We start from the raw sequence: 20,142 nt of genomic DNA on the forward strand, positions 1-20,142 counted from the left end.
CTGTAAAGAGTTAATGTGCTGTTGTTCCAATCTTTCAAAGATCTTGTTTCAAACCAACTGTTAGTTTTTGACTAACAGCTGCCAGCTTGAATGCTGTTGATGTTATGGTTGTGAACCATCAGGCCTTGCGCCACACCTCGTTGTTATTTCTGAAGAACTTGTGTTTGTATCGTTCGTTTCGGGGTTGCAAAGGTACGTGATTTTTTTCTTTCCAACCAAATCTTTTTTAAAGATTTTTTTTCGATTTCATTTCACTGCTTATTTCCATCAAACTCAACAGGTATAAGGCTTTTGGGCTTATAACGTTTATCAATATCCGCAGTAAAATCAGTGTGAAAAGAACTTTTGTAAGCGTGCTTTCTATCAAAGCGGGACGCAAAGGTAGGGAAGTTTTGATTACTTCCAAATTTTTGAGAGAAGATTTTTGAAAGTTTTAGGGAGAAGGGCCAGGGGAGAGGGTTTTAAGTTTGAGGTTGAAGTTTGAAGTTTGAGGTTTGAGGTTTGAGGTTGAGGTTGAGGTTGAGGTTGAGGTTGAGGTTGAGGTTTGAAAGTTAGAGTTCAAAGATGTTCGAAGTTCATTCAGACAGGGTCTTCAGCAACGGCAAGTGTTGTACTAACGGGCCTTCATCCCCGTCATTGCAAGGAGCGATGAGGCCCTGCGGGGAGCAGCGACAAAGCAATCCTTTGAACTAAAAAAGGCAGGCAATTCATTATCTGACATTAAAAAAATTGCTTCGTCGCGCCACGCTCCTTCCCTTACTGCTCCTCGCAATGACGGGGATGAAGACCCGTTTGCCGTTTAGAAGATTGCTTCGCCGCGCCACATTCCTTCCCTTACTGCTCCTCCGTAATTAGAGCGCTGAAGACCTTTATGCTCGCAATGAGGGCGCTGAAGCCCCAGGTGCTCTCTTCCCGCTACACCCCACTATGACAATCGCTTAAACCCCACTCCCTGCCGCATCCATGCGCCTCCTCTCCCCTCTTTAATCCCTTTTTTCCGGTTTTTCCATCCTCTTATCACCTTAATACCAACCTAAACCCTACATATTTCCTTTTTAAGAAGGAAGGAATAAACAAGGGATGAGATAGGAATAAATAAGGGCTTAATAAGGAGATATCTCTTATCAAACATAAGCTCACACTGCATTACAGCCCGGATGGCAGAAAGCCCCCACCCGGATGGAATGCGGAAACAACATGATAATCAATAGGTTAAATCATTCTTTGAAGAAAGTTCAGCGAAGGAAAAAGGTTAACAAAAGCTATTTCAGCAGCCCCTCAGGATAGCTCACCTTTACCAGGAACAAGCCCTGGGGAGGTACCGCAAAATCGGCACGGGTACAGTCCCGGCTTTCTATCGCATCACGGAACTCCTGCAGCGACAGCTTACCACGGCCTACCCGCAGCATCGTGCCTACCAGGCCGCGTACCATACCCCGCAAAAAGCGGTTGGCAGATACATTGTACACCAGCTGGTCCTCCCCGATTGTCCAGTAAGACTCGCGGATGTTGCAAAGGAAGGTCTTTACCTGGGTGTTACGCTTGGAGAAAGTAGTGAAATCCTGGTATTCTTTCAGGATGGCCGCCGCTTCCTGCAACAGGCCGGTATCCAGCTTGTAGGGGAAATAGTAGCCCCTGTCTTTCATGAAGGGGTCTTTATGTGTGTAAAGGTAGTATTTGTAAGAACGGCCTGTAGCGCCAAAACGGGAATGTGCTTCGGTCGCTACCTCGTAAATGGCCTTCAGCACAATATCCTCCGGGAGGATGGCATTGATCTTATAGAGGAACTGCGGATGCGGCAGCAGCTCCGTATCAAAATGCAGGAAGTTCTGCAGGGCATGCACGCCCGCATCTGTACGGCTGGAGCCGGTGGTAGCGATAGGCGTACGGAAAAGCAGGCTCAGAGCCCTGTCCAGCTCCGCTTGTATCGTGAGGGCATTTTCCTGTACCTGGAAACCGGCGTATCTGGCGCCCTTATAGGAGACTTCTATGAAATAACGGCGTAGTGCAGACCCGGTCATTACTTATGCAGCATTGCTTTAAAACGGCCCTGGTAATAGCTGTCCGCCAGGAGATCGCTCAGGCTGCCATACTTGTCAGAGTCATAGGCTTTGGGATAGGCCATATCCAGCAATTGGTAACGGTATTCATCCGTGTTCACCAGCTGGGCCAGCCGCTTTATCTGGGCCGTTTCCAGGCAATAACCGCGGGTATTACGGCGAAAGGCTTCTATCATCCCTGCATCATCCTTAGCGGCTACAAATTTGCGCAGCAGCTTGCGGAAACCATCTTCATCCAGCTGCTTTTCACAGTCTGAATTGACCATTTTCAGCGCAGACCCGGAGGTTTCCTGTTTATCCCTGCGGCGGGGCGCATCGTAGTCAACACTGTCTTTTACAATATTGTTGGGATTTTCGGTGATCTCTATCGCTTCCGCCAGCTTGCGCTTTTTGCGTTTTTCGCGCCTGGATTCGCCGGCAGTAGTATCTGTTGCCGCCGCCATAGCAGCATCTTCAACAGCCGGTGCAGGGGTGGTTTCCTCTACGGCAACACGCTGGCGTTCCTGGGTGCTGTCATCCATAAACTCGATGAACTGCGGATCGGTATCTTTCTTTTTCTTTGACTTTCTAGGCTTCTTTTCGGTTACGTCCTCTGTGGCGGGCAATATAGCAGGTACCGCTGCTGCTACAGCCGCATCTGTTGCCGGCTGATCTGCAGGAGGGGTTGCCGGCTGCTCCTTTGGCGCTTCTTCTTTAGCCTTTGCAGCAGATTCATTACCAGCTGCGGTGGCATCATCATCCAGCAAAGCTGCTTTCTGCTCTTCTGCCAGCACTTCCCTGGCCAGGGCCTGTTCTTCTGCTGTAAGCGGCTCTCTTTCTTTATTACGTTTCCTGCGGTTCCTTCTGCCCTCTCCGGGATCTATTGTAACGGCGCTGGCGTCTACCGCTACAGGTACCGCCGCAGCGGCAACCGGGGCGGGCGCTTTAGGCTCTTCCAGGGAAATATCGTCCGGGCGGTCGTCATGTACCACCTTATCGAGGGTTTCGGCAAATTTATTGGTCTTTCTGGCGGGTTTAGCAGCAGCAGGCGTAGTGGCTGCGGTGGTGGCAGACACTTCGGCTTTCCCTGCCATGGCGGCGTCCAGGTCTTTTTTCAGGGCCGCCATCATGGCCTGGCCATTGGTATCTGCGGCCGGCGGAGCGGGCGTTGCTTCGGCGGTTTCCGGCGCCATCTCCGGCTGCGACGTTGTCTCTGCAGTAGCTGCAGCGGTTTGATCCAGCGGCTGCAGACGGCCATTCTCTCCGCCATCACTGCCCGCCATGGTCACGGCAAAAGTCTGCAGGTTATAGAGGGCATATGTCTTGTCATCCGTACGTTTCAGCAGGAAGCCCTGATCATCTTTACCCACCTTTATTTTAAACTGCTGCTCGGGCTCGTCGCTCTTGGCGAAGCCGATGGCAACAGGCAGGGTACCTGCAGGCAGTTCAGACAGGATGATATAGCCCCTGTCTGAAGAACTGAGGATCTTACCTTTATATTTTACGTAGAACGGTTGCTGTTTCTCATGCTGGATATATACGAAATACTGCGGGTCCTGGGCTATCAGCCTTCCCGCGGCCAACAGGCAAAACAGCAGGGTATATATACCCTTTTTAAAATATCGGATCATATCAGGATTGCTAAAAACGCGTTAATGCGTATTGATTATGCAAATATTATTCCAGCACTATTAAGACCTCCCCTTTTTCCACCGCGGTGCCGGGAGCCACTTTGATCGCTTTTACAATAGCGTCGGCTGCTGATTTGAATACATTCTCCATTTTCATGGCTTCCAGTACCAATACCGGATCCCCCTTGCGGATGCTTTGTCCCGGCTCTACCAGGATCTTTAATACGAGGCCTGGCATAGGCGCCTTGATATCATTCAGTTTATGCGCCAGGGCGTCTTTGATGCCCATAGCAGCCAGCAGCTGATCGATCGGTTCTTCGATAGCCACCTCATAACGCTGGTGGGCTATCTCCAGGGTTACCATCCTGGCTTCCCGGTCTATTTTCAGCACCTGTGCGGTATAGCTGCGTCCATCCATTAAAATACTGTAATTGCCCGCCGGTAATTTTCGGGCCGACCAATCTACCATGGTATCATTACAGTACACCTTAGCGCCAGTCTCAATGGAAAGGGGAGCTCCCCCGTTTACAGTTGCCTTTATCATTATCTTGCTGTCTTAAGGCAAAAATAGGAATTTTAACCACTTGCCTTGTATTTAGGCCATTTGTTTAAATTTGGGCTTTATCGATTTAAAGACCTGCTACATTTGTTTAAAACCGACATTACATGAATTTATTGACGAAAACATTGCTGAGCATTTTACTGGGAGCCACTGCCGGATTAGCCTGGAACGCCCCCGCCAGCGCACAATCCGGAGCCGACAACAACCAGGAAGATCCCCGCCTTAAAATATACCGGGCTTCTCCTACCAAGGTGAACGACCTGGTTCATACTAAGCTGGACGTTCGTTTTGATTACGCTAAAAGATATTTATACGGCAAGGCATGGATCACGCTGAAACCGCACTTCTACCCCACAGACTCCCTGACCCTGGACGCCAAGGGAATGGATATCAAACAGGTAGCCGTGGTAAAAGGCGGCAAGAACAGTCCGCTGAAGTTTGAATACGACGGCTGGGAACTGAAAATAAAGCTGGACAAAAGCTACCGGAACAGTGAATCCTATATCATATATATTGACTATACTGCCAAACCGGATGAGCTGAAAGTACAGGGCAGCGCGGCCATCAACGACGCCAAAGGCCTGTACTTCATCAACCCCGACGGAAAAGATCCGGACAAACCCATCCAGATCTGGACACAGGGTGAAACCGAGGCATCATCCGCCTGGTTCCCCACTATCGACAAGAACAACCAGAAAACCACCCAGGAGATCAGCATGACCGTAGAGAAGAAATATGTAACGCTCTCCAACGGTAAGCTGGTAAACCAGAAAAATAATCCTGACGGCACCCGTACCGATACCTGGAAAATGGACCTGCCGCATGCGCCCTACCTGTTTATGATGGCGGTAGGCGACTTCGCCATCGTGAAAGACAGCTGGAAAGGCAAAGAGGTGAACTACTACGTAGAACACGCCTATGCCCCCTATGCAAAAGCGATCTTCGGCAATACGCCTGAAATGCTGACCTTCTATTCCAATATACTGGGATATGAATACGCCTGGCCCAAATATTCCCAGATCGTAGTGAGGGATTATGTTTCCGGCGCCATGGAAAATACTTCGGCTACCCTGCATGGCGATTTCCTGCAGAAAACCAGCCGCGAACTGCTGGACGATAACAAATCCGGCGAATCTGTGATCGCCCATGAGCTCTTCCACCAATGGTTTGGCGACCTGGCCACCTGCGAATCCTGGAGCAATCTTACCCTGAACGAATCTTTTGCCGACTATAGCGAATACCTCTGGTTTGAGCACAAGTACGGTAAAGACATGGCGGATGATCATAGCTATAAATCCATGAACAGCTATATGCGGTTCACGCAGTATGCAGGCGACCGCGACCTGGTGCGTTTCCACTACCGCGATAAGGAAGATATGTTTGATGCGGTAAGCTACCAGAAAGGCGGCCGTATCCTCAATATGCTGCGCAATTATGTGGGCGACTCCGCCTTCTTTAAATCACTGAACCTGTACCTGAAAACCAATGCCTTCAAGGCAACAGAATCCCATCACCTGCGCCTGGCCTTTGAAGAAGTGACAGGTAAAGACCTGAACTGGTTCTGGAACCAATGGTATTTCGGACAGGGATATCCGCAGCTGGACATCAGCTACAACTATGACGAAGCTGCTAAAAAAGTAAGTGTAATATTGCAGCAAACCCAGAAGACCGGTAAGATCTTCCAGCTGCCCATGGCGATAGACATCTACAGCGGCGGCAAAAAAGAACGCCACCAGGTAATGATGACCAATGCGGTAGATACCTTCACCTTCTCATATACTGCCAAACCTGAATTCGTGAATGTGGACGGCGATAAAGTGCTGCTGGCAAAGAAAACCGACCACCGCGATCTCAGCACCTACGTGTACCAGTTCCATCACGCGCCTTTGTACCTGGACCGCCGGGAAGCGATTGAAGCCTGCCTGAAACAGCAGACCAGCAACGAAGATGCACGTAAAGTGGTGGCCGCTGCCCTGAAAGATAAATTTCACGGCCTGCGTATCCTGGCCATACAGGGGCTGAAATTAGATGATGCCGCCGTGAAAGAGGCTACTGCCGCAACGCTGGCTACCCTGGCCAAAAGCGATGAGAACGCCCTGGTGCGTGCAGCCGCCCTGGATCAGCTGGGTAACCTGAAAGATGCCAAATATACCGCCCTGTTTGAAGGCGCTATCAAAGACAGCTCTTACAGTGCCGCCGGCGCTGCGTTGACAGCCCTTTATGAACTGAACGCCGATAAAGCCTATAACCTGGCCAAACAGCTGGAATCTACTGCTAAAGGCGGACTTTCTGCCGCTATCGGCGAAGTATACGCCAAGCAAGGTAACAGCAGCGATGTGGCTTTCTTTGCCAAAAACTTTGAAGAAGCCGGCGGCGGACAGGCAAAATTTGACGCAGCGATCCAGTATTTGAATATACTGGGGAATGTGGATAATACCGATGCGGTGATCAAAGGCATCGGGCAGATCAAGGAGATGGCAGACCAGTTTAAGAATAACATGGTGAATAATTACCTGATCAACCTGATGCAGCCGATCGTACAGAAGAAACAGGCTAAAGCCGCCGGTGGCAACGGAGCGGATAAGGACGGGCTGACAAAACAGAGTGATTATATCCAGAAAGTAATACAGGAATTGAAGAGTAGCGGAAACGGAGAGTAAGATTTAGCATGCTATAAAACAAAAAGGGCTGACCGTATAGGATCAGCCCTTTTTGCTGGCTTCATCCCCCGTTCCCCACACCCACTTCGTAGTGGCGTTGCGGTATTTCAATATCGCGGAAACCTTTCTTCAGCAGCCAGTCACGGAAGATGGTCTGCACTTCGTATTCCCCGTGCACCAGGAAGAGCTTTCTTACTTCGCGGGGATCCTGGCAGCCCAGCCATTGACGGAGGTCTTCATAGTCGCCATGGGCGCTCATGGAACGCACCATCTCCACATCGGCTTTTACCTCGTAGTGGGTGCCGAAGATAGATACTTCCTTTGCGCCCCTCATCAGGCGGCCGCCCAGTGATTGCGGCTCGCAGTAACCTACTATCAGGATAGTGTTACGGGGATCATTTATATTATTGGCGATATGATGTTTTACACGGCCCGCTTCCGCCATGCCGCTGGCAGATATAATTACACAGGGTTCGCGCCGGAAGTTAAGCTGTTTGGATTCGCTTACCGACCGGATATAACGAAGACCGGGAAAGTCAAAAGGATCGCTGTCTGTTTCCAGCAGTTTGGAGACTGTCTTATTAAAACATTCCGGGTGACTTTTCACTACCTGGGTGGCTTCCATAGACAGCGGACTATCCACAAAAATATCCACCTTTGGCAGCTTGCCATTGAGCTGCGCCCGGTTCAGGGAGTACAACAGTTCCTGTGTGCGGCCCACACTGAAGGCAGGGATAATCAGCTTGCCCTTCTTTAACAGGCAGGTATTGTGGATATGCCCTATCAGCGCATCATCTGAAGGAACGGCATCCGCATGCAGCGTACTGCCGTAAGTAGATTCCATGATAATATAGTCTGACTGCGGGAAAGGGGCCGGTGAGCGGAGAATATCGTCGCCATAACGGCCAATGTCGCCACTGAAAGTGATCTGCAGCGGTTTACCATTCTCATTGATACGCAGGTGTACGGCAGCGCTGCCAATAATATGACCGGCGTCTGTAAACATCGCCTCCACTTCATCGCATACACGAAACCATTCCTGGTATCTTACCGGTTTTAAGCGGTTAAGGGCACGTTTGGCGTCCTCCACCGTGTAGAGCGCTTCAATGTAAGGCAGTCCTTCCTTTGCGCGCCGCTTATTGGTGAACTTCACATCATCTTCCTGTATTTCGGCAGAGTCCATCAGCAGCACCTCTGTCATGTCTTTAGTGGCGGAGGTACACCAGATGCTGCCTTTATAGCCCTGTTTTACCAGGCGTGGTATCAGGCCGCTGTGATCAATATGCGCGTGCGACAGCAGCATATAATCCACTTCTGCCGCATCGAAACCGAAATCGCGGTTCAGGGAATCTGTCTCTTTTCCCATTCCCTGGAACATGCCGCAGTCAAGTAATATCTTCTTACCGTTCCTGAGTGTGATCAGATGTTTGGAGCCCGTCACGGTGCGTGCCGCCCCATGGAATGCGATCTTCATATCTCTTGTGGTGTTTTATTTCTTAACGGCCTTAAAGGACCATGTAATTGCGAAACTGGCAATTAGTGTGCCGTCCCTGCTTTCACCATTGCTTTGTACGGTGATGGTGACCGGTTCTCCGGTTGTGGCTGCGTGAGCAATGGCATCTTTGATGGCGCGGCCCTCGCGGCAGGTGAACCAGGTACGTTCCTTTGCCTTTTTTACGAAAGAAGCCTGCAGGCCGGTCACCAGCATGGAAACGCGGTAAGGCGATTCGCTGGAATGGGCCATGGCCAGGAGGCCGGTGCTCATTTCGGCGGCCATACCAAGACAGGCAAAATAGGTGGATTTAAAAGGATTCTGGGTTAACCAGCGGAAAGGCACCACCGTGGTGCAGCTGTCTGCCGCAATATGGCTCACCCTTACGCCGGAGAGCCAGGCAATGGGCAGCTTACGCAGCAGGTACAATGAGAATAAAGGGTGCTTTACCCGGTCGATAAACGTCATAAAAACATTATTGGGTAGCGTAATGCGCAGGGCTCAGCGCGGCAGGCGTCCATTGCCGGAGCATATTCTGCAGCTTCTTCTTATCGTAGGTGTCTGCTGATTCCAGCAGGCCGGAGTCCTGTGTATGGAGGCGGGCGCCTTTTGCGTCGAGGATCACCAGTACGGGGAAACCAAAGCGCTGCGGATAGTCCAGCTTTTGCAGCAGGGGAAGGTTCCGGTTCTCTTTGCTGTAATTAAGATGATACACCACGTAATTACTGCGTACCATGCTATCCAGCCGGGCATCATCATGCATGAACTTATACAGCCTGCGGCACCAGATACACCAGTTGCCGCCTATCTGCAGCAATACGTGCTTGCCTTCTTTTGCCGCCTGCCGGGTAGCCGCCTCCACATCTGCAGCAGCGTTAGCCGAAGGATCGTAGATATGCTCCAGGTCATAAGGGGCCTGGGCGTTTACAGCGGCGGCCATCAGCAAAAAGAATCCTATGAACAGCGTTGTTAGTCGCAAATGATTAGTTGTTAGTGATCAGCGTGGATATATTTATTAAATATAAGGAAATTATGCTGATGCATATAAAGATGCTACATACGCATGAATGGCAGTCTGCGCGTTCACTTCCGTTCCGGCGGCCGGTGGCGGCGGCGGTACATTGCGGATATGTTCATCCAGCCGCACGGCATTGGTATTGTCTGCCAGCTGCAGGCGGATGATCTCCTTTATCTGCTGTTGCAGCTGCGGATCATATAAGGGGAAGCACACCTCAATACGGCGATGCAGGTTACGGTTCATCCAGTCTGCTGAGCCCAGGTACACTTCTTCCTGTCCGTCGTTATGGAAGATGAACACCCTGGCATGTTCCAGGAAGCGATCTACTATACGCGTTACCGTTATACCCCTGCTGCCCGGCTGGTCTGGCTGCAGGCAGCAGATACTGCGCACGATCAGCTTTACTTCAACTCCTGCCTGTGCGGCTTCGCAGAGTTTGGCGATCATCTGCTTTTCCTGCAGGTTGTTCAGCTTGATGGTGATGGCAGCTTTTTTACCCGCTTGGGCATGGGCGATCTCGCGGTCTATCAGCTCCGTAAAACGGGCTACCAGGTTGAATTGTGCCACCATCAGGTGTTGGAAGTGCATGAAACGGTATCCGGCGGGCTGTTCCCTGGTCTGCAGGTAGAGGAACACTAATTCCAGCTCCCGGGTGATGCCCGGGTGGGCGGTGATCAGCACATGATCTGTATAGAACCGGGCGGTGCTTTCATTAAAATTGCCGGTAGACATGAGACCGATATAATCCCACCGAATGCCCTGTTTGCGCTTTACCAGCGCTATTTTGGCGTGTACTTTCAGTCCGGGGATGCTATATACGATCTTCACACCCGCATCTTTCATTTTCTTTGACCAGCGGATATTATTCTCCTCGTCAAAACGGGCCTTCAGCTCTACGAACACGGTTACCTGTTTACCATTGCGGGCCGCACTGATCAGCGCATTGGCGATGAGCGAACCCGAAGCGATGCGATAGAGGGTGATAAAGATCTCTTTTACATCGGGATCGGCGGCGGCTTCGTTAAAGAAGCGCAGGATGGGGTCATAACGCTGGTAAGGCACATGCAGCAGCACATCCTGCTGCATAACGATGTCCCATATACGCCCGGCCTGCTCTACCATGGGCATACGTCCTGCGGGAAGTTTTCCGTAGGTAAGCGCCGGCGATTTGAGGGGCATGGGCAGATCTGCCAGGTCTTTCAGGTTATGATAGCGGCCACCCTGGACGGGCTCGCCGGGTTGGATGTTAAAATAAGTGAGCAGGTGTTGCAGCACCGTCTGTGGCATAGCTGCATCATAGAGAAAGCGGGTAGGTATGCCGAGTTCCCGTTTGCGGATCATGGTTTCCACCTGTTCCAGCACATCGCCTTTCAGTTCTTTGAGATCGGCTTCGGCGTCTCTCGTTATTTTGATGCTGTAACAGCCGGCGATGGTATGATAAGGAAAGAGGAAGGCAACATGCTGCCTGATCACATCATCCAGCGTAGCGATGTAATACATACCGTCTACCGGATCCAGTTCTATGAAGCGGGGCAGCTGCTGACTGGGAATGTTCACCACGGCGTACTCCTCCTTTTCGGGCGCATCATTCGGGTGAAGGGCGATTACCAGGTACAGCGTGTTATTTTCCAGGAAGAAATGCTGTTTGCTGTGCAGCCATACGGGCTGCAGGTAGGCCAGCACCCTGTTCAGGAAATATTCTCTTAAAAAGGCATCATGTACGGGCGGAATGGTTTCCTTATAGTACAGGTGTACCTGTTGCTTATTCAGTTCGGGCAGCAGGGTACCGGTGAGTATCTGTCCGAACTCCTGCTGCTGGCGGTCTATCTCCTGCTGGATGGCCGGCAGGGTATCGGGGGATACGGGCTCCTCTCCCGCTGCTTCCGGATCCTGCTGCAGCAGCCTGTTCACGGCCAGTATAGCGGGCATGCGTACACGGAAAAATTCATCGAGGTTGGAAGAAAAGATGGAAAGGAAGCGGATCCGTTCGTATAAGGGTACCCGTTCATCCTTTGCCATACACAACACACGATAGTTAAAGGAAAGCCAGCTCAGATCACGATCATATAATGGAATATCCATGCATTATTAGTCTTTTACCGGAAAGAAAACCACAGCAACTACGAAGGCCAGAACGGAGATGATGAGGCCCCACATAAAAATATTATAGGCGATGCGCAGCAGGCGGTATTTCTGGCCCAGCACTACGCCCAGGTGGTAGATGTCCTGGATAAGGCTTCCGTACAGGAAATTGGCATCTTTCATCATTTCAGTCATGCCCCAGCCGTATTCTTCCAGGGTCATGCCGTGGAAGTTACCGAAGAACAGCAGGTTGGTCCTTTTCTTCTCGATGTCATCGCGGGTAAAACGGCCGTTGGTGATATTGGGCCTGGTAGCCAGCACGGAATAAATAATGGTGACCACGCTGGTGGCCAGGAGTATGAAAGAGGGAATGATCAGGTTGGGATTGTCTTCCAGTTTGCGCAGCAGCACCGATAAGAGGATGGATATAATGATGGCGTTGGTAGAGATCATGATATGCGCCTTACTGTCTGCCATAGAGCTCAGGCGTATATGGTTGGTAGAGGTGGTACGGAACATGGTTTCAACGCCCCTGCCGAATTTGCCGGTTTTCTTCGCCTCTTTATCTTTTTCCTTCTTATCTTCTTTTTTCTTTTCTTCCTTGGTCTGGTGTTCTGCAGACGCGGGCAGCGGATTTGCGTTCAAATGCGTGGAAGCTGCTGATGTTGCCGTTTCTTCTTCGTCCTTATGTTTTTTATTCATTTTCTTTTTAAGCCAGCGGATATTATCATCTTTCTGTTCCTTGAGCAGTACGCGGCAGTAGTCTGTAAAGTATTGGTGATTTTCCAGGAATAAAAGGCTGGTACCTGCCCAGGCGGCGGGGGAGATCTCTTCGCCCAGGGTAGCGGAGGCTTCCCGGCGCATGGCCTTGCTGCGCTCTTTATAATGTTTGGAGCCCAGGTGGAAGAGGTCTGCATCGCATACGATCTCTTCCAGCAGGTTATGCGGGTTTTGCGGCATTTTGGTGGCCATGATACAGCCGCTTACCTGGTCCTGAATTGTTTCGGGCAGCTGCTGTTCGCGGAGAAAGTTGCGGGCCAGCTCAGCGCCTTTGTCTTCATGCCCCTTGGCATTGCCCAGCAAATACCCTGCGTCATGGAACCAGGCGGCTACCATTACCACCAGCTGATCCTGCTCCTGGAGCCGGTAATGCGCAGCAATCTGCTCCGCTGCTTCCACCACCTGTTGTGTGTGGGTTAAGTCGTGATAAACCAGGTTTGGATTCGGATGTTGCTGATACTGTGCCTTTACATACTGCCCTGCAGCTTCGATAATGGACGCTATTTGCATAAATAACAATTCAGAAGAACAGCAAGTTACTGCATTTTTGATTTAAATTTACCAAGGAAAACAGGCCTCTCAAACTTGAATTATGGATATACGCTTTTCATCCCTGCTTTTACTGTTGTTCATTTCCTGCAATGCTTTCAGCGATCAGCAGAAAAAAAACACATCCCCCAGGGGGTATAAACTTACAGAACCGGAACGGTTCCGGGTAAGAGAATCCATGCAGGAAATATCGGGGATACAGCTGTTTCCCGACGAGCACCACATATATGCCATCAACGATGAGCAGGGCAAGATCTTCCTGATAGACCTGAGCGCTAATAAGCCTTATCCCGATTCCAAATTTGGCCGCAGCGGCGATTATGAAGACCTGATCCATACCGCCAAAGGCTGGATCGTGCTGAAAAGCAACGGCACTTTATACCAGGTGCATGATATCTTTACAGACAGTGTAACTTCTACCGAATACCCCTTTCATAAGAAGGGGAAACAGGAATTTGAGAGCATTTACCCCGATACTGCGAGCAACAGCCTGATGATCATCTGCAAGCAGTGCGCAGAAGACAAAGGCCAGCGGGCCACCAGCGTTTACCGCTTTGACCTGGGTACTATGCAGTATGATACGGTTCCGGCCTACCGGATAGACGTAAAACAGATCGCCAAAATCAACGGCAATGACATGAAGAATTTCAGGCCTTCAGCGGCTGCCATCCACCCCATCGATAAACGCTTATATATAGTGGATGCCATCAACAACCTGCTGGTAATAACAGATATGAAGGGCCAGGTACTGGAGGTGCATCACCTCAGAGGCAAGCTGTTTGAGCAACCGGAAGGCATATCATTCGCCCCCAACGGAGATATGTACATATCAAATGAAGCAGGAGACGGCGTTGCTGACATTCTCAAATTTTCTTACAAACCATAAAACATACATCGAAATACGTAATTCAGACATTCTTTAGCTTGGGTCCCATTACGATATTAGATATTGATTGCCATCAACCGTATCGATTAAATTAACGTACCATGTTGCGGAGACTTTTCCCATTGCTTATCACGGCGGCCAGCTGCGGCGCCGCGTACGCGCAGACTGACAACAATGTTGTTCAGCGGATCATTCTGATAGGCGATGCAGGCGAACTGCACGAGGATGGCCGTAACCCGGTCATCGACGCTGTACGACAGCGTTATAACATGCAGGATGCCCGTAATACCGTTATCTATCTTGGCGATAACGTGTATCCTTACGGGTTACCCGATGAAGCAGACAAACGCTATCCCCATGCCAAAGAGATACTGGACTATGAAGTAGGCCTGGTAAAGAACACCGCATCCAAAGCCATCTTCATCCCCGGCAATCATGACTGGAACAAGATGAAGCCCGGCGGCTGGGACATTGTCCGCAACCAGCAGCAATATGTAGACTCGCTCTCATTGCCCAATGTGCGCTATTTACCGCAGGACGGATGCCCCGGCCCGGTAGAAGTGCCCATCAACAAAGATGTAACGCTGATCGTGATGGACAGCGAATGGTGGCTGTTTCCCTACCAGAAGCCGGGCGCCGGCTCTTCCTGCGACTGTAAGGACAAGGAAGAGGTGATCACCGCACTATCTGACCTGGTGGCCCGCAACAGGGGTAAACTGATCCTGTTTGCCACTCACCACCCCTTCCGCAGCCATGGCATTCACGGCGGATATTATACTATCAAGCAACATATCTTTCCTTTTACTGACCTGAAGCCGGGGCTGTACATCCCGCTACCGGTGCTGGGTTCTATCTATCCCATTGCACGCGGGGTATTTGGCGCCCGGGAAGACATTCCCCATCCTGAATACCAGCAGATGATCAAACGGGTGGAGGAAACCTTTAAAACGCATGGCCCCACGGTGTTTGTAGCGGGGCATGATCATGCGCTGCAATTGCTGAAAGACGGGCAGCATTATTATATCGTCAGCGGCAGCGCCTCTCACCACGACCGGGTAAAGAAAGGGAAACATTCCCTATTTGCCAGCTACGGTAACGGTTTCAGTACGCTGGAGCTGATGGAAGACGGCACCCTGCGGGTACAATATTACCTGATCAAAGACCTGCAAAAACCTGTATACGAAAGCGCCCTGCTGAAGCTATCGGATATCAAAAAGGCGGCGGTGGCCACCAGTACACCTGCCTCCGCACTGCCTTCTTCTGTAAGGATGGCGGCAGATGTGCAATACAACAAGGCCAGCGGCTTTCACCGCTGGTGGCTGGGCAACAACTACCGCGCCGTGTGGGCAGCACCGCTGAATTTCCCGGTGCTGGACCTCAGCAAGGAGAAAGGCGGATTACGTATTACCCAGCGGGGCGGCGGTTTGCAAACCAAATCCCTGCGGCTGGAAGACCCCCAGGGCGAAGAATGGGCGCTGCGCTCAATCAAGAAAGACCCGCGCAATGCCCTGCCGGAAGAGTTCAGGGAAACCTTTGCCAAAGACGTGGTGCAGGACCAGATATCTTCTTCCAACCCCTATGCAGCACCGGTAGTAGCGTCCCTGGCTCATGCCGCGGGCATACCTCATGCCAACCCAACATTTGTATACCTGCCCAAGGATACCTCGCTGGGTATCTACGAAGCTTTTGGCGGAGATGTATACCTGCTGGAAGAAAGGGAACCGGTAAAAGACAAAACCAACAATACTGAAAAGACCCTGAAACAACTGCAGGGTGACAATGATAATTCCGTTGAACAGGATAAGGTGCTGCACGCCCGCCTGCTGGATATGCTGGTAGGCGACTGGGACCGCCATGATGACCAATGGCGCTGGGGCGCTGTGAAAAGTAAGGATGGGAAAAGCAAAACCTTCTACCCCATTCCGAGAGACCGCGACCAGGCCTTTTTTGTAAGCCAGGGTGTGCTACCGTGGCTTGCTTCCCGCAAATGGGCCCTGCCCAAGTTCCAGGGATTCAACGACCACTACCGGGATATTAACGGCTTTAATTTCAACGCCCGTTATTTTGACCGGTCTTTCATGAACCAGCTGGACAAACAGCAATGGCAGAACGGTATACAGCAATTTGTGCAGCAGATGACAGACACCGTGATGCTGAGCGCTGTAAAACGCTTTCCAGACACGGTACGCGCCATGGTGGGCGATGAAACCTTCAACAACCTGAAGGCCCGCCGCGAGCTGCTGGAGCCCGCTGCCATGAAATACTACCGCTTCCTGGCCAAAGAAGTGGATATACCCGGTACCCTGAAAAATGAACTGTTCTCCATTCAGAAACTGCCGGAAGGGAAAGTGGCTGTTAACGCCTACAAGATCAGCAAGGACGGTGAAAGAGAGCAGGCCATCTACTCCCGCACCTTTGACCCTGCCGATACAAAGGAGATCCGCCTCTATGGCCTTGGAGGGTCTGACCGTTTCATTATAAGCGGCGATCACGGCAGCCCGATCAGGATACGGCTGATTGGCGGCAAAGACAGCGATACCTATATCGACAGCTCCAGTGGCGGTGGTAAACCGGTACGCATATACGATCTGCGCCAGGGAAAGGACAGCTTTGACGTGCATCATGCCCGGCTCCGCCTTTCCTCCAGCCCTTCTGTGATCCACTACGACCGCCTGTCTTTCAAATATGACCGGCTGATGCCACTGATCTTTGCAGGCTATAACCTGGATGATGGTATACTGCTGGGACTGGGTTTCCAGTACACCAAGCAGGGCTGGCGCAAAGAGCCTTTCGCTGCCCGGCATACTTTTTTAGCCGGTCACTCTGTTGCCACCAAGGCTTACCAGTTCCGCTACAGGGGTGAATTTACAGACGCTATCGGCAATACTGACCTGGAGCTGACCGCCAGCGCCAAAGCCCCGCATAATACCATCAACTTCTTCGGGCTGGGTAACCAAAGTGTGTACGATAAATCATTTGATATCTGGTACTACCGTTCCCGTTATAACCTGTATAATGCGGAAGCCCTCCTGAAAAGCAAGCTGGGCGCCAAGGTACGGTTCTTCTACGGACCTTCTTTCACACACTATGCGCTTGACAAAGACGAGAACTTTGACCGCTTTGTTACCAAGTTCCCGCAGAACGGGCTGGACTCACAAAGTGTTTTTGCCAGTAAAGATTATGCAGGGCTGCGGGTAGGCATTACGATAGATACCCGCGATAACGAGGTGCTGCCTACACGCGGTCTGCAATGGACCACCAGCGCATTAGGCACCCAGGGGCTGAACCAGGAAAAACATAATTACCTGCAGGCTACATCAGACCTGAGCCTTTACACCAGTATCAGCATTCCTGCCAATGTAGTGCTGGTAACCCGTTTAGGCGGCGGGCATATCTGGGGCCATTATGAATTCTTCCAGGCCCTGATGCTGGGTGGTGTGCAGAACCTGCGCGGCTATCGTAACAACCGTTTTGCGGGTAGCAGTATGGTGTATAATAATTTAGAGCTGCGCATAAAGCTGTTCCAGTTCCAGTCGTACCTGTTCCCGGCTTCCGTGGGATTGCTGGCGTTCAATGATGTGGGCCGTGTATGGCTGGAAGGAGAAAAATCAGGCAGGTGGCATAACGGGTATGGCGGGGGCATATTCCTGGTACCGGTGAATATGTTTGTGGTGACGGCTACAGTGGGTAAGTCAAAAGAAGGGACGCTGCCGTATGTGACTTTGGGGTTCAGGTTTTAAGGTCTTGCAAGTATAAATAAAAGGGTCTTCAGCCATCGTCACTGACTACGGCTGAAGACCCTTGTTTTTTTAATCTTCCAGGTTCACCTGTACTCTCATGGCCTTGAGGCCGCTGATGCCCTGCAGCTCTTCCAGTTCCAGCATTTCGATACCGGGTTTCAGGATGTTCTTGCTTTGCAGGAACTGTATGTACTTACGGTATTCTTCCATCTCTTTGGCATAGGCGTATACCACGGCGATGGTGTTGGGCTGCGTGAGGCGTTGTCCGCCGGGCTCCACATGCACTTTATCGATCCGTTTTTTCATGATTTCGTACCGGATGTTGTAAGCGCCTTCCACATCAAAACGTCTTTCGTCATGACGGAAGCTGATGTCTATCGCATTGCTGTGCGCCAGGATCAGCTGCGTGGTTTGCAGCGGTACTTTCAGCTCTCCCTTGAGCTTGTGGGTCAGCCTTGCTATTTCGGCCATGGACGACAGCTGCCACAGTCGCAGGTTGCGCAGGTAGAGCATGTCGAACTTACGGGACTGGGCAATGGACTGCCCGATATAGATGTTATACTCTATCCCGTCTGTACGGTATTTTTCAAAGTAGCAGGGAAATGACAGCTGGATATTTTCCTTTTCCTTGTCCAGATACTGGCTGATGGCCATGTTGATGGCAGCCAGGCTGGCCTCATATTCCTGCCGGTTGCGGAGAATGTGGCCTTCTGCCTTATCGATGGTCTGGAAATACCTGTTCAGCAGCGGGTGCAGCGTTGGATGGCTGTCGTACAGGTGGCGGAACAGCGGGGCGATCTCCTGGTCAAGGAATTCGGTGATCTGCTGTTCTTCTTCAGACAGCATGGTGCTGTCTATCCCGCTCAGCAGGACATCATTCCTGACGCGCAATTCCTCCAGCAGGGGCAGATGTATGTTACCATCAATCTGTGCAAGGGTATCCTGTGTGAGCAGCAGCTGTTCGCGCAGATCTTCATGTATGGCATTGCTGCGTTCAATAGAAGAGTTGCGGATATCGATAGCGCCGTACAGCGGGTATACATCATTAAAGGTGATGTTGCCGATATAGTTACGCTCACCCGGAGGGGTGTGCAGGTAGTTCCAGGCGGCGTCAATGAATTTCCATTCCACTGCGGGCTGCAGGGCGGTGAATTCTTCTTTGATTACACCGGTGATGCGGTTGTTCAGGATGCTGAGGCTCCTGCTGACGAACATCTGCGCCATGGGATACAGCACTTCCATATGGCCGAGGGCTTCAAGGGTAATGGCGTTCTCCTGGGTGGAGGCCATCTCTATGATGCCCAGCAGGCCATCTTCATGCATTACCGGGGCCATGATAAAGCTTTTGATGCCTTTCAACGGCAGGTATTTCAGGAAGGGATACGGCTGCACGGTGGTCTCGTTCACGGTTGGCAGTATCAGCGGGTCCAGGGTTCCCAGCACATACTCCAGCATTTGCTGAAACAGGTGTTGCTGTGTTTTTTCGCTTCCCTTCATCCCCAGCACGATGTCTGTTTCGGTAAAGCGGGATTCGAGCAGGTAACGGCCGTTGATCTTGGGTACGGGCAGCAGGTGTACGCTGGCGTCTTTGATCTGCGCGGCGGCCAGTATGTTCTCTTCGAACTTGCGGTAGCTTTTCAGTTCGTTCTTTTCGGTCATGTTCATGACCAGGTCTTTCACCCGGTTGAGCACCTGTTCCTGGGTAACATCCTTCACGGTCCAGATCACAAATCCTTCGAGGGTGAAAAGGCTGAGGGGCAGCACTTCTTCCAGCCACTCCAGGGAGGCCTGTTTAAGGCATACCTTGTCGTAGCAGAGGTCGGGCAGTGTGCCTTTTACCTTTACGTCTACAAAGCGGGGGTCTACCTTTACCTTCACATAGCCTTTGATGCCGTTGCTGTTGTCGGGGGTAGCTACGGTGTGGATGATCTCTGTGTCATAGCTCACGGGAAAATCATATACTTTCTGGAGGATGAGCTTATACAGCCATTCCTTTTTATCGCGCTCCACTTTTTCGGTGGCGATGCCATGAGGAGCGGTAGCCAGGTGCTCACCATCTTTGGTGAAGACCTTTTTGAACTGTTCCGAGTAGTAAAAAATGGCAAACTTATATGGCATGCCGATGCCATAGATGTCCTTATCCATATCAGCGGTTACCGGGAAAACGTTGGCCGCTACGATGTCCAGTAATTCCTGGTGCGCTGCCACTTCTTCGGGCCCTTTGAAGGGCACGAGGGCGGTGGGGGTTTGTTCAAACTTATCTACCAGCTGCTGGTAGTAAGATGCGCGCGTATCATCTCCCTTGGCTGCCTTTTCTTTCAGGAACCTCACGAAAGGAGCGAAGGATATACGGCTTTCAATCACCCCTTCTTCTTTAAAAACGCCCGTTTGTGCGGTTAAAACTCTCATAATCAACTAGCGTATAAATTAAACCATTCCCAATATTTTGTCATAGAAAGGTAACGTCTAACAGTGTGACCGTTTGTGCAGGAATAAGCAGTGGAAGGAAGTTTTGCAAATTTATAACATTTTTTGCCAAGTTTGAAGTTTGAGGTTTGAGGTTTGAAGATTGAGGTTCGTTAAAATGTTAAAGGTTCAGTACCTGTATACCCAAAAAGGAACACTTGTACCAAACCTTGAAACCGGGACTTCAAAGCAACCTCAAACCCGGAACGAACTTCAAATTTCACACCTCAAACCTCG

Annotated in this window: 12 protein-coding genes; 3 read left to right on the plus strand and 9 right to left on the minus strand. The window is 51.0% G+C overall.

Annotated features, from left to right (window positions below; genetic code table 11):
• Positions 1-1,262: 1,262 nt before the first annotated feature.
• Genes truA through Q0577_RS23245 form a run of 3 tightly spaced genes read right to left on the minus strand, consistent with a single transcriptional unit; the run spans position 1,263 to position 4,214 of the window.
• Positions 1,263-2,021: a tRNA pseudouridine(38-40) synthase TruA gene (gene truA, locus Q0577_RS23235; protein WP_298740569.1), complete on the minus strand. Its 759-nt coding sequence runs from the start codon at positions 2,019-2,021 to the stop codon at positions 1,263-1,265.
• Positions 2,021-3,670 (minus strand): DUF4476 domain-containing protein, encoded by a 1,650-nt coding sequence (locus Q0577_RS23240; protein WP_298740571.1) that lies wholly within the window; start codon positions 3,668-3,670, stop codon positions 2,021-2,023. Before Q0577_RS23240 ends, truA begins: the two co-directional genes overlap by 1 nt.
• Positions 3,671-3,716: 46 nt before the next feature.
• A complete protein-coding gene (locus Q0577_RS23245; protein WP_298740573.1) occupies positions 3,717-4,214 on the minus strand; it encodes an acetyl-CoA carboxylase biotin carboxyl carrier protein subunit in 498 nt (165 codons plus the stop codon).
• 122 nt (positions 4,215-4,336) lie between these two features.
• Between Q0577_RS23245 and Q0577_RS23250 the strand changes: the two genes are divergently transcribed.
• Complete coding sequence (locus Q0577_RS23250; RefSeq protein ID WP_298740575.1) at positions 4,337-6,892, plus strand: M1 family aminopeptidase; 2,556 nt, start codon at positions 4,337-4,339, stop codon at positions 6,890-6,892.
• Between the two features lie 61 nt (positions 6,893-6,953).
• On the opposite strand, the gene Q0577_RS23255 is transcribed toward Q0577_RS23250, so the two are convergent.
• The 5 genes from Q0577_RS23255 to Q0577_RS23275 are packed head-to-tail and all read right to left on the minus strand — an operon-like array spanning position 6,954 to position 12,774.
• Positions 6,954-8,366, minus strand: a complete 1,413-nt coding sequence (locus tag Q0577_RS23255; RefSeq protein ID WP_298740577.1) for an MBL fold metallo-hydrolase — start codon at positions 8,364-8,366, stop codon at positions 6,954-6,956.
• Between the two features lie 15 nt (positions 8,367-8,381).
• Entirely contained in the window at positions 8,382-8,852 is a 471-nt protein-coding gene (locus Q0577_RS23260; RefSeq protein ID WP_298740579.1) for a DUF4442 domain-containing protein, read from the minus strand.
• Between the two features lie 7 nt (positions 8,853-8,859).
• Positions 8,860-9,363: a thioredoxin family protein gene (locus Q0577_RS23265; protein ID WP_298740581.1), complete on the minus strand. Its 504-nt coding sequence runs from the start codon at positions 9,361-9,363 to the stop codon at positions 8,860-8,862.
• 51 nt (positions 9,364-9,414) lie between these two features.
• A complete protein-coding gene (gene ppk1 / locus Q0577_RS23270; protein ID WP_298740583.1) occupies positions 9,415-11,484 on the minus strand; it encodes a polyphosphate kinase 1 in 2,070 nt (689 codons plus the stop codon).
• A gap of 6 nt (positions 11,485-11,490) precedes the next feature.
• Positions 11,491-12,774: a Pycsar system effector family protein gene (locus tag Q0577_RS23275; RefSeq protein WP_298740585.1), complete on the minus strand. Its 1,284-nt coding sequence runs from the start codon at positions 12,772-12,774 to the stop codon at positions 11,491-11,493.
• Between the two features lie 82 nt (positions 12,775-12,856).
• Here Q0577_RS23275 and Q0577_RS23280 point away from each other — a divergent pair, with 82 nt between their 5' ends.
• Both Q0577_RS23280 and Q0577_RS23285 read left to right on the plus strand, forming a co-directional pair.
• On the plus strand, positions 12,857-13,699 hold the full coding sequence (locus tag Q0577_RS23280; RefSeq protein WP_298740587.1) for a hypothetical protein: 843 nt from the start codon (positions 12,857-12,859) through the stop codon (positions 13,697-13,699).
• 101 nt (positions 13,700-13,800) lie between these two features.
• Positions 13,801-17,439 (plus strand): BamA/TamA family outer membrane protein, encoded by a 3,639-nt coding sequence (locus tag Q0577_RS23285; protein ID WP_298740590.1) that lies wholly within the window; start codon positions 13,801-13,803, stop codon positions 17,437-17,439.
• Positions 17,440-17,508: 69 nt separating this feature from the next.
• Here the strand turns inward: Q0577_RS23285 and Q0577_RS23290 are convergent, their stop codons facing one another.
• A complete protein-coding gene (locus Q0577_RS23290; RefSeq protein ID WP_298740592.1) occupies positions 17,509-19,848 on the minus strand; it encodes a hypothetical protein in 2,340 nt (779 codons plus the stop codon).
• Positions 19,849-20,142: the final 294 nt, after the last annotated feature.

Source organism: uncultured Chitinophaga sp. (assembly GCF_937898475.1).
GTDB lineage: Bacteria > Bacteroidota > Bacteroidia > Chitinophagales > Chitinophagaceae > Chitinophaga.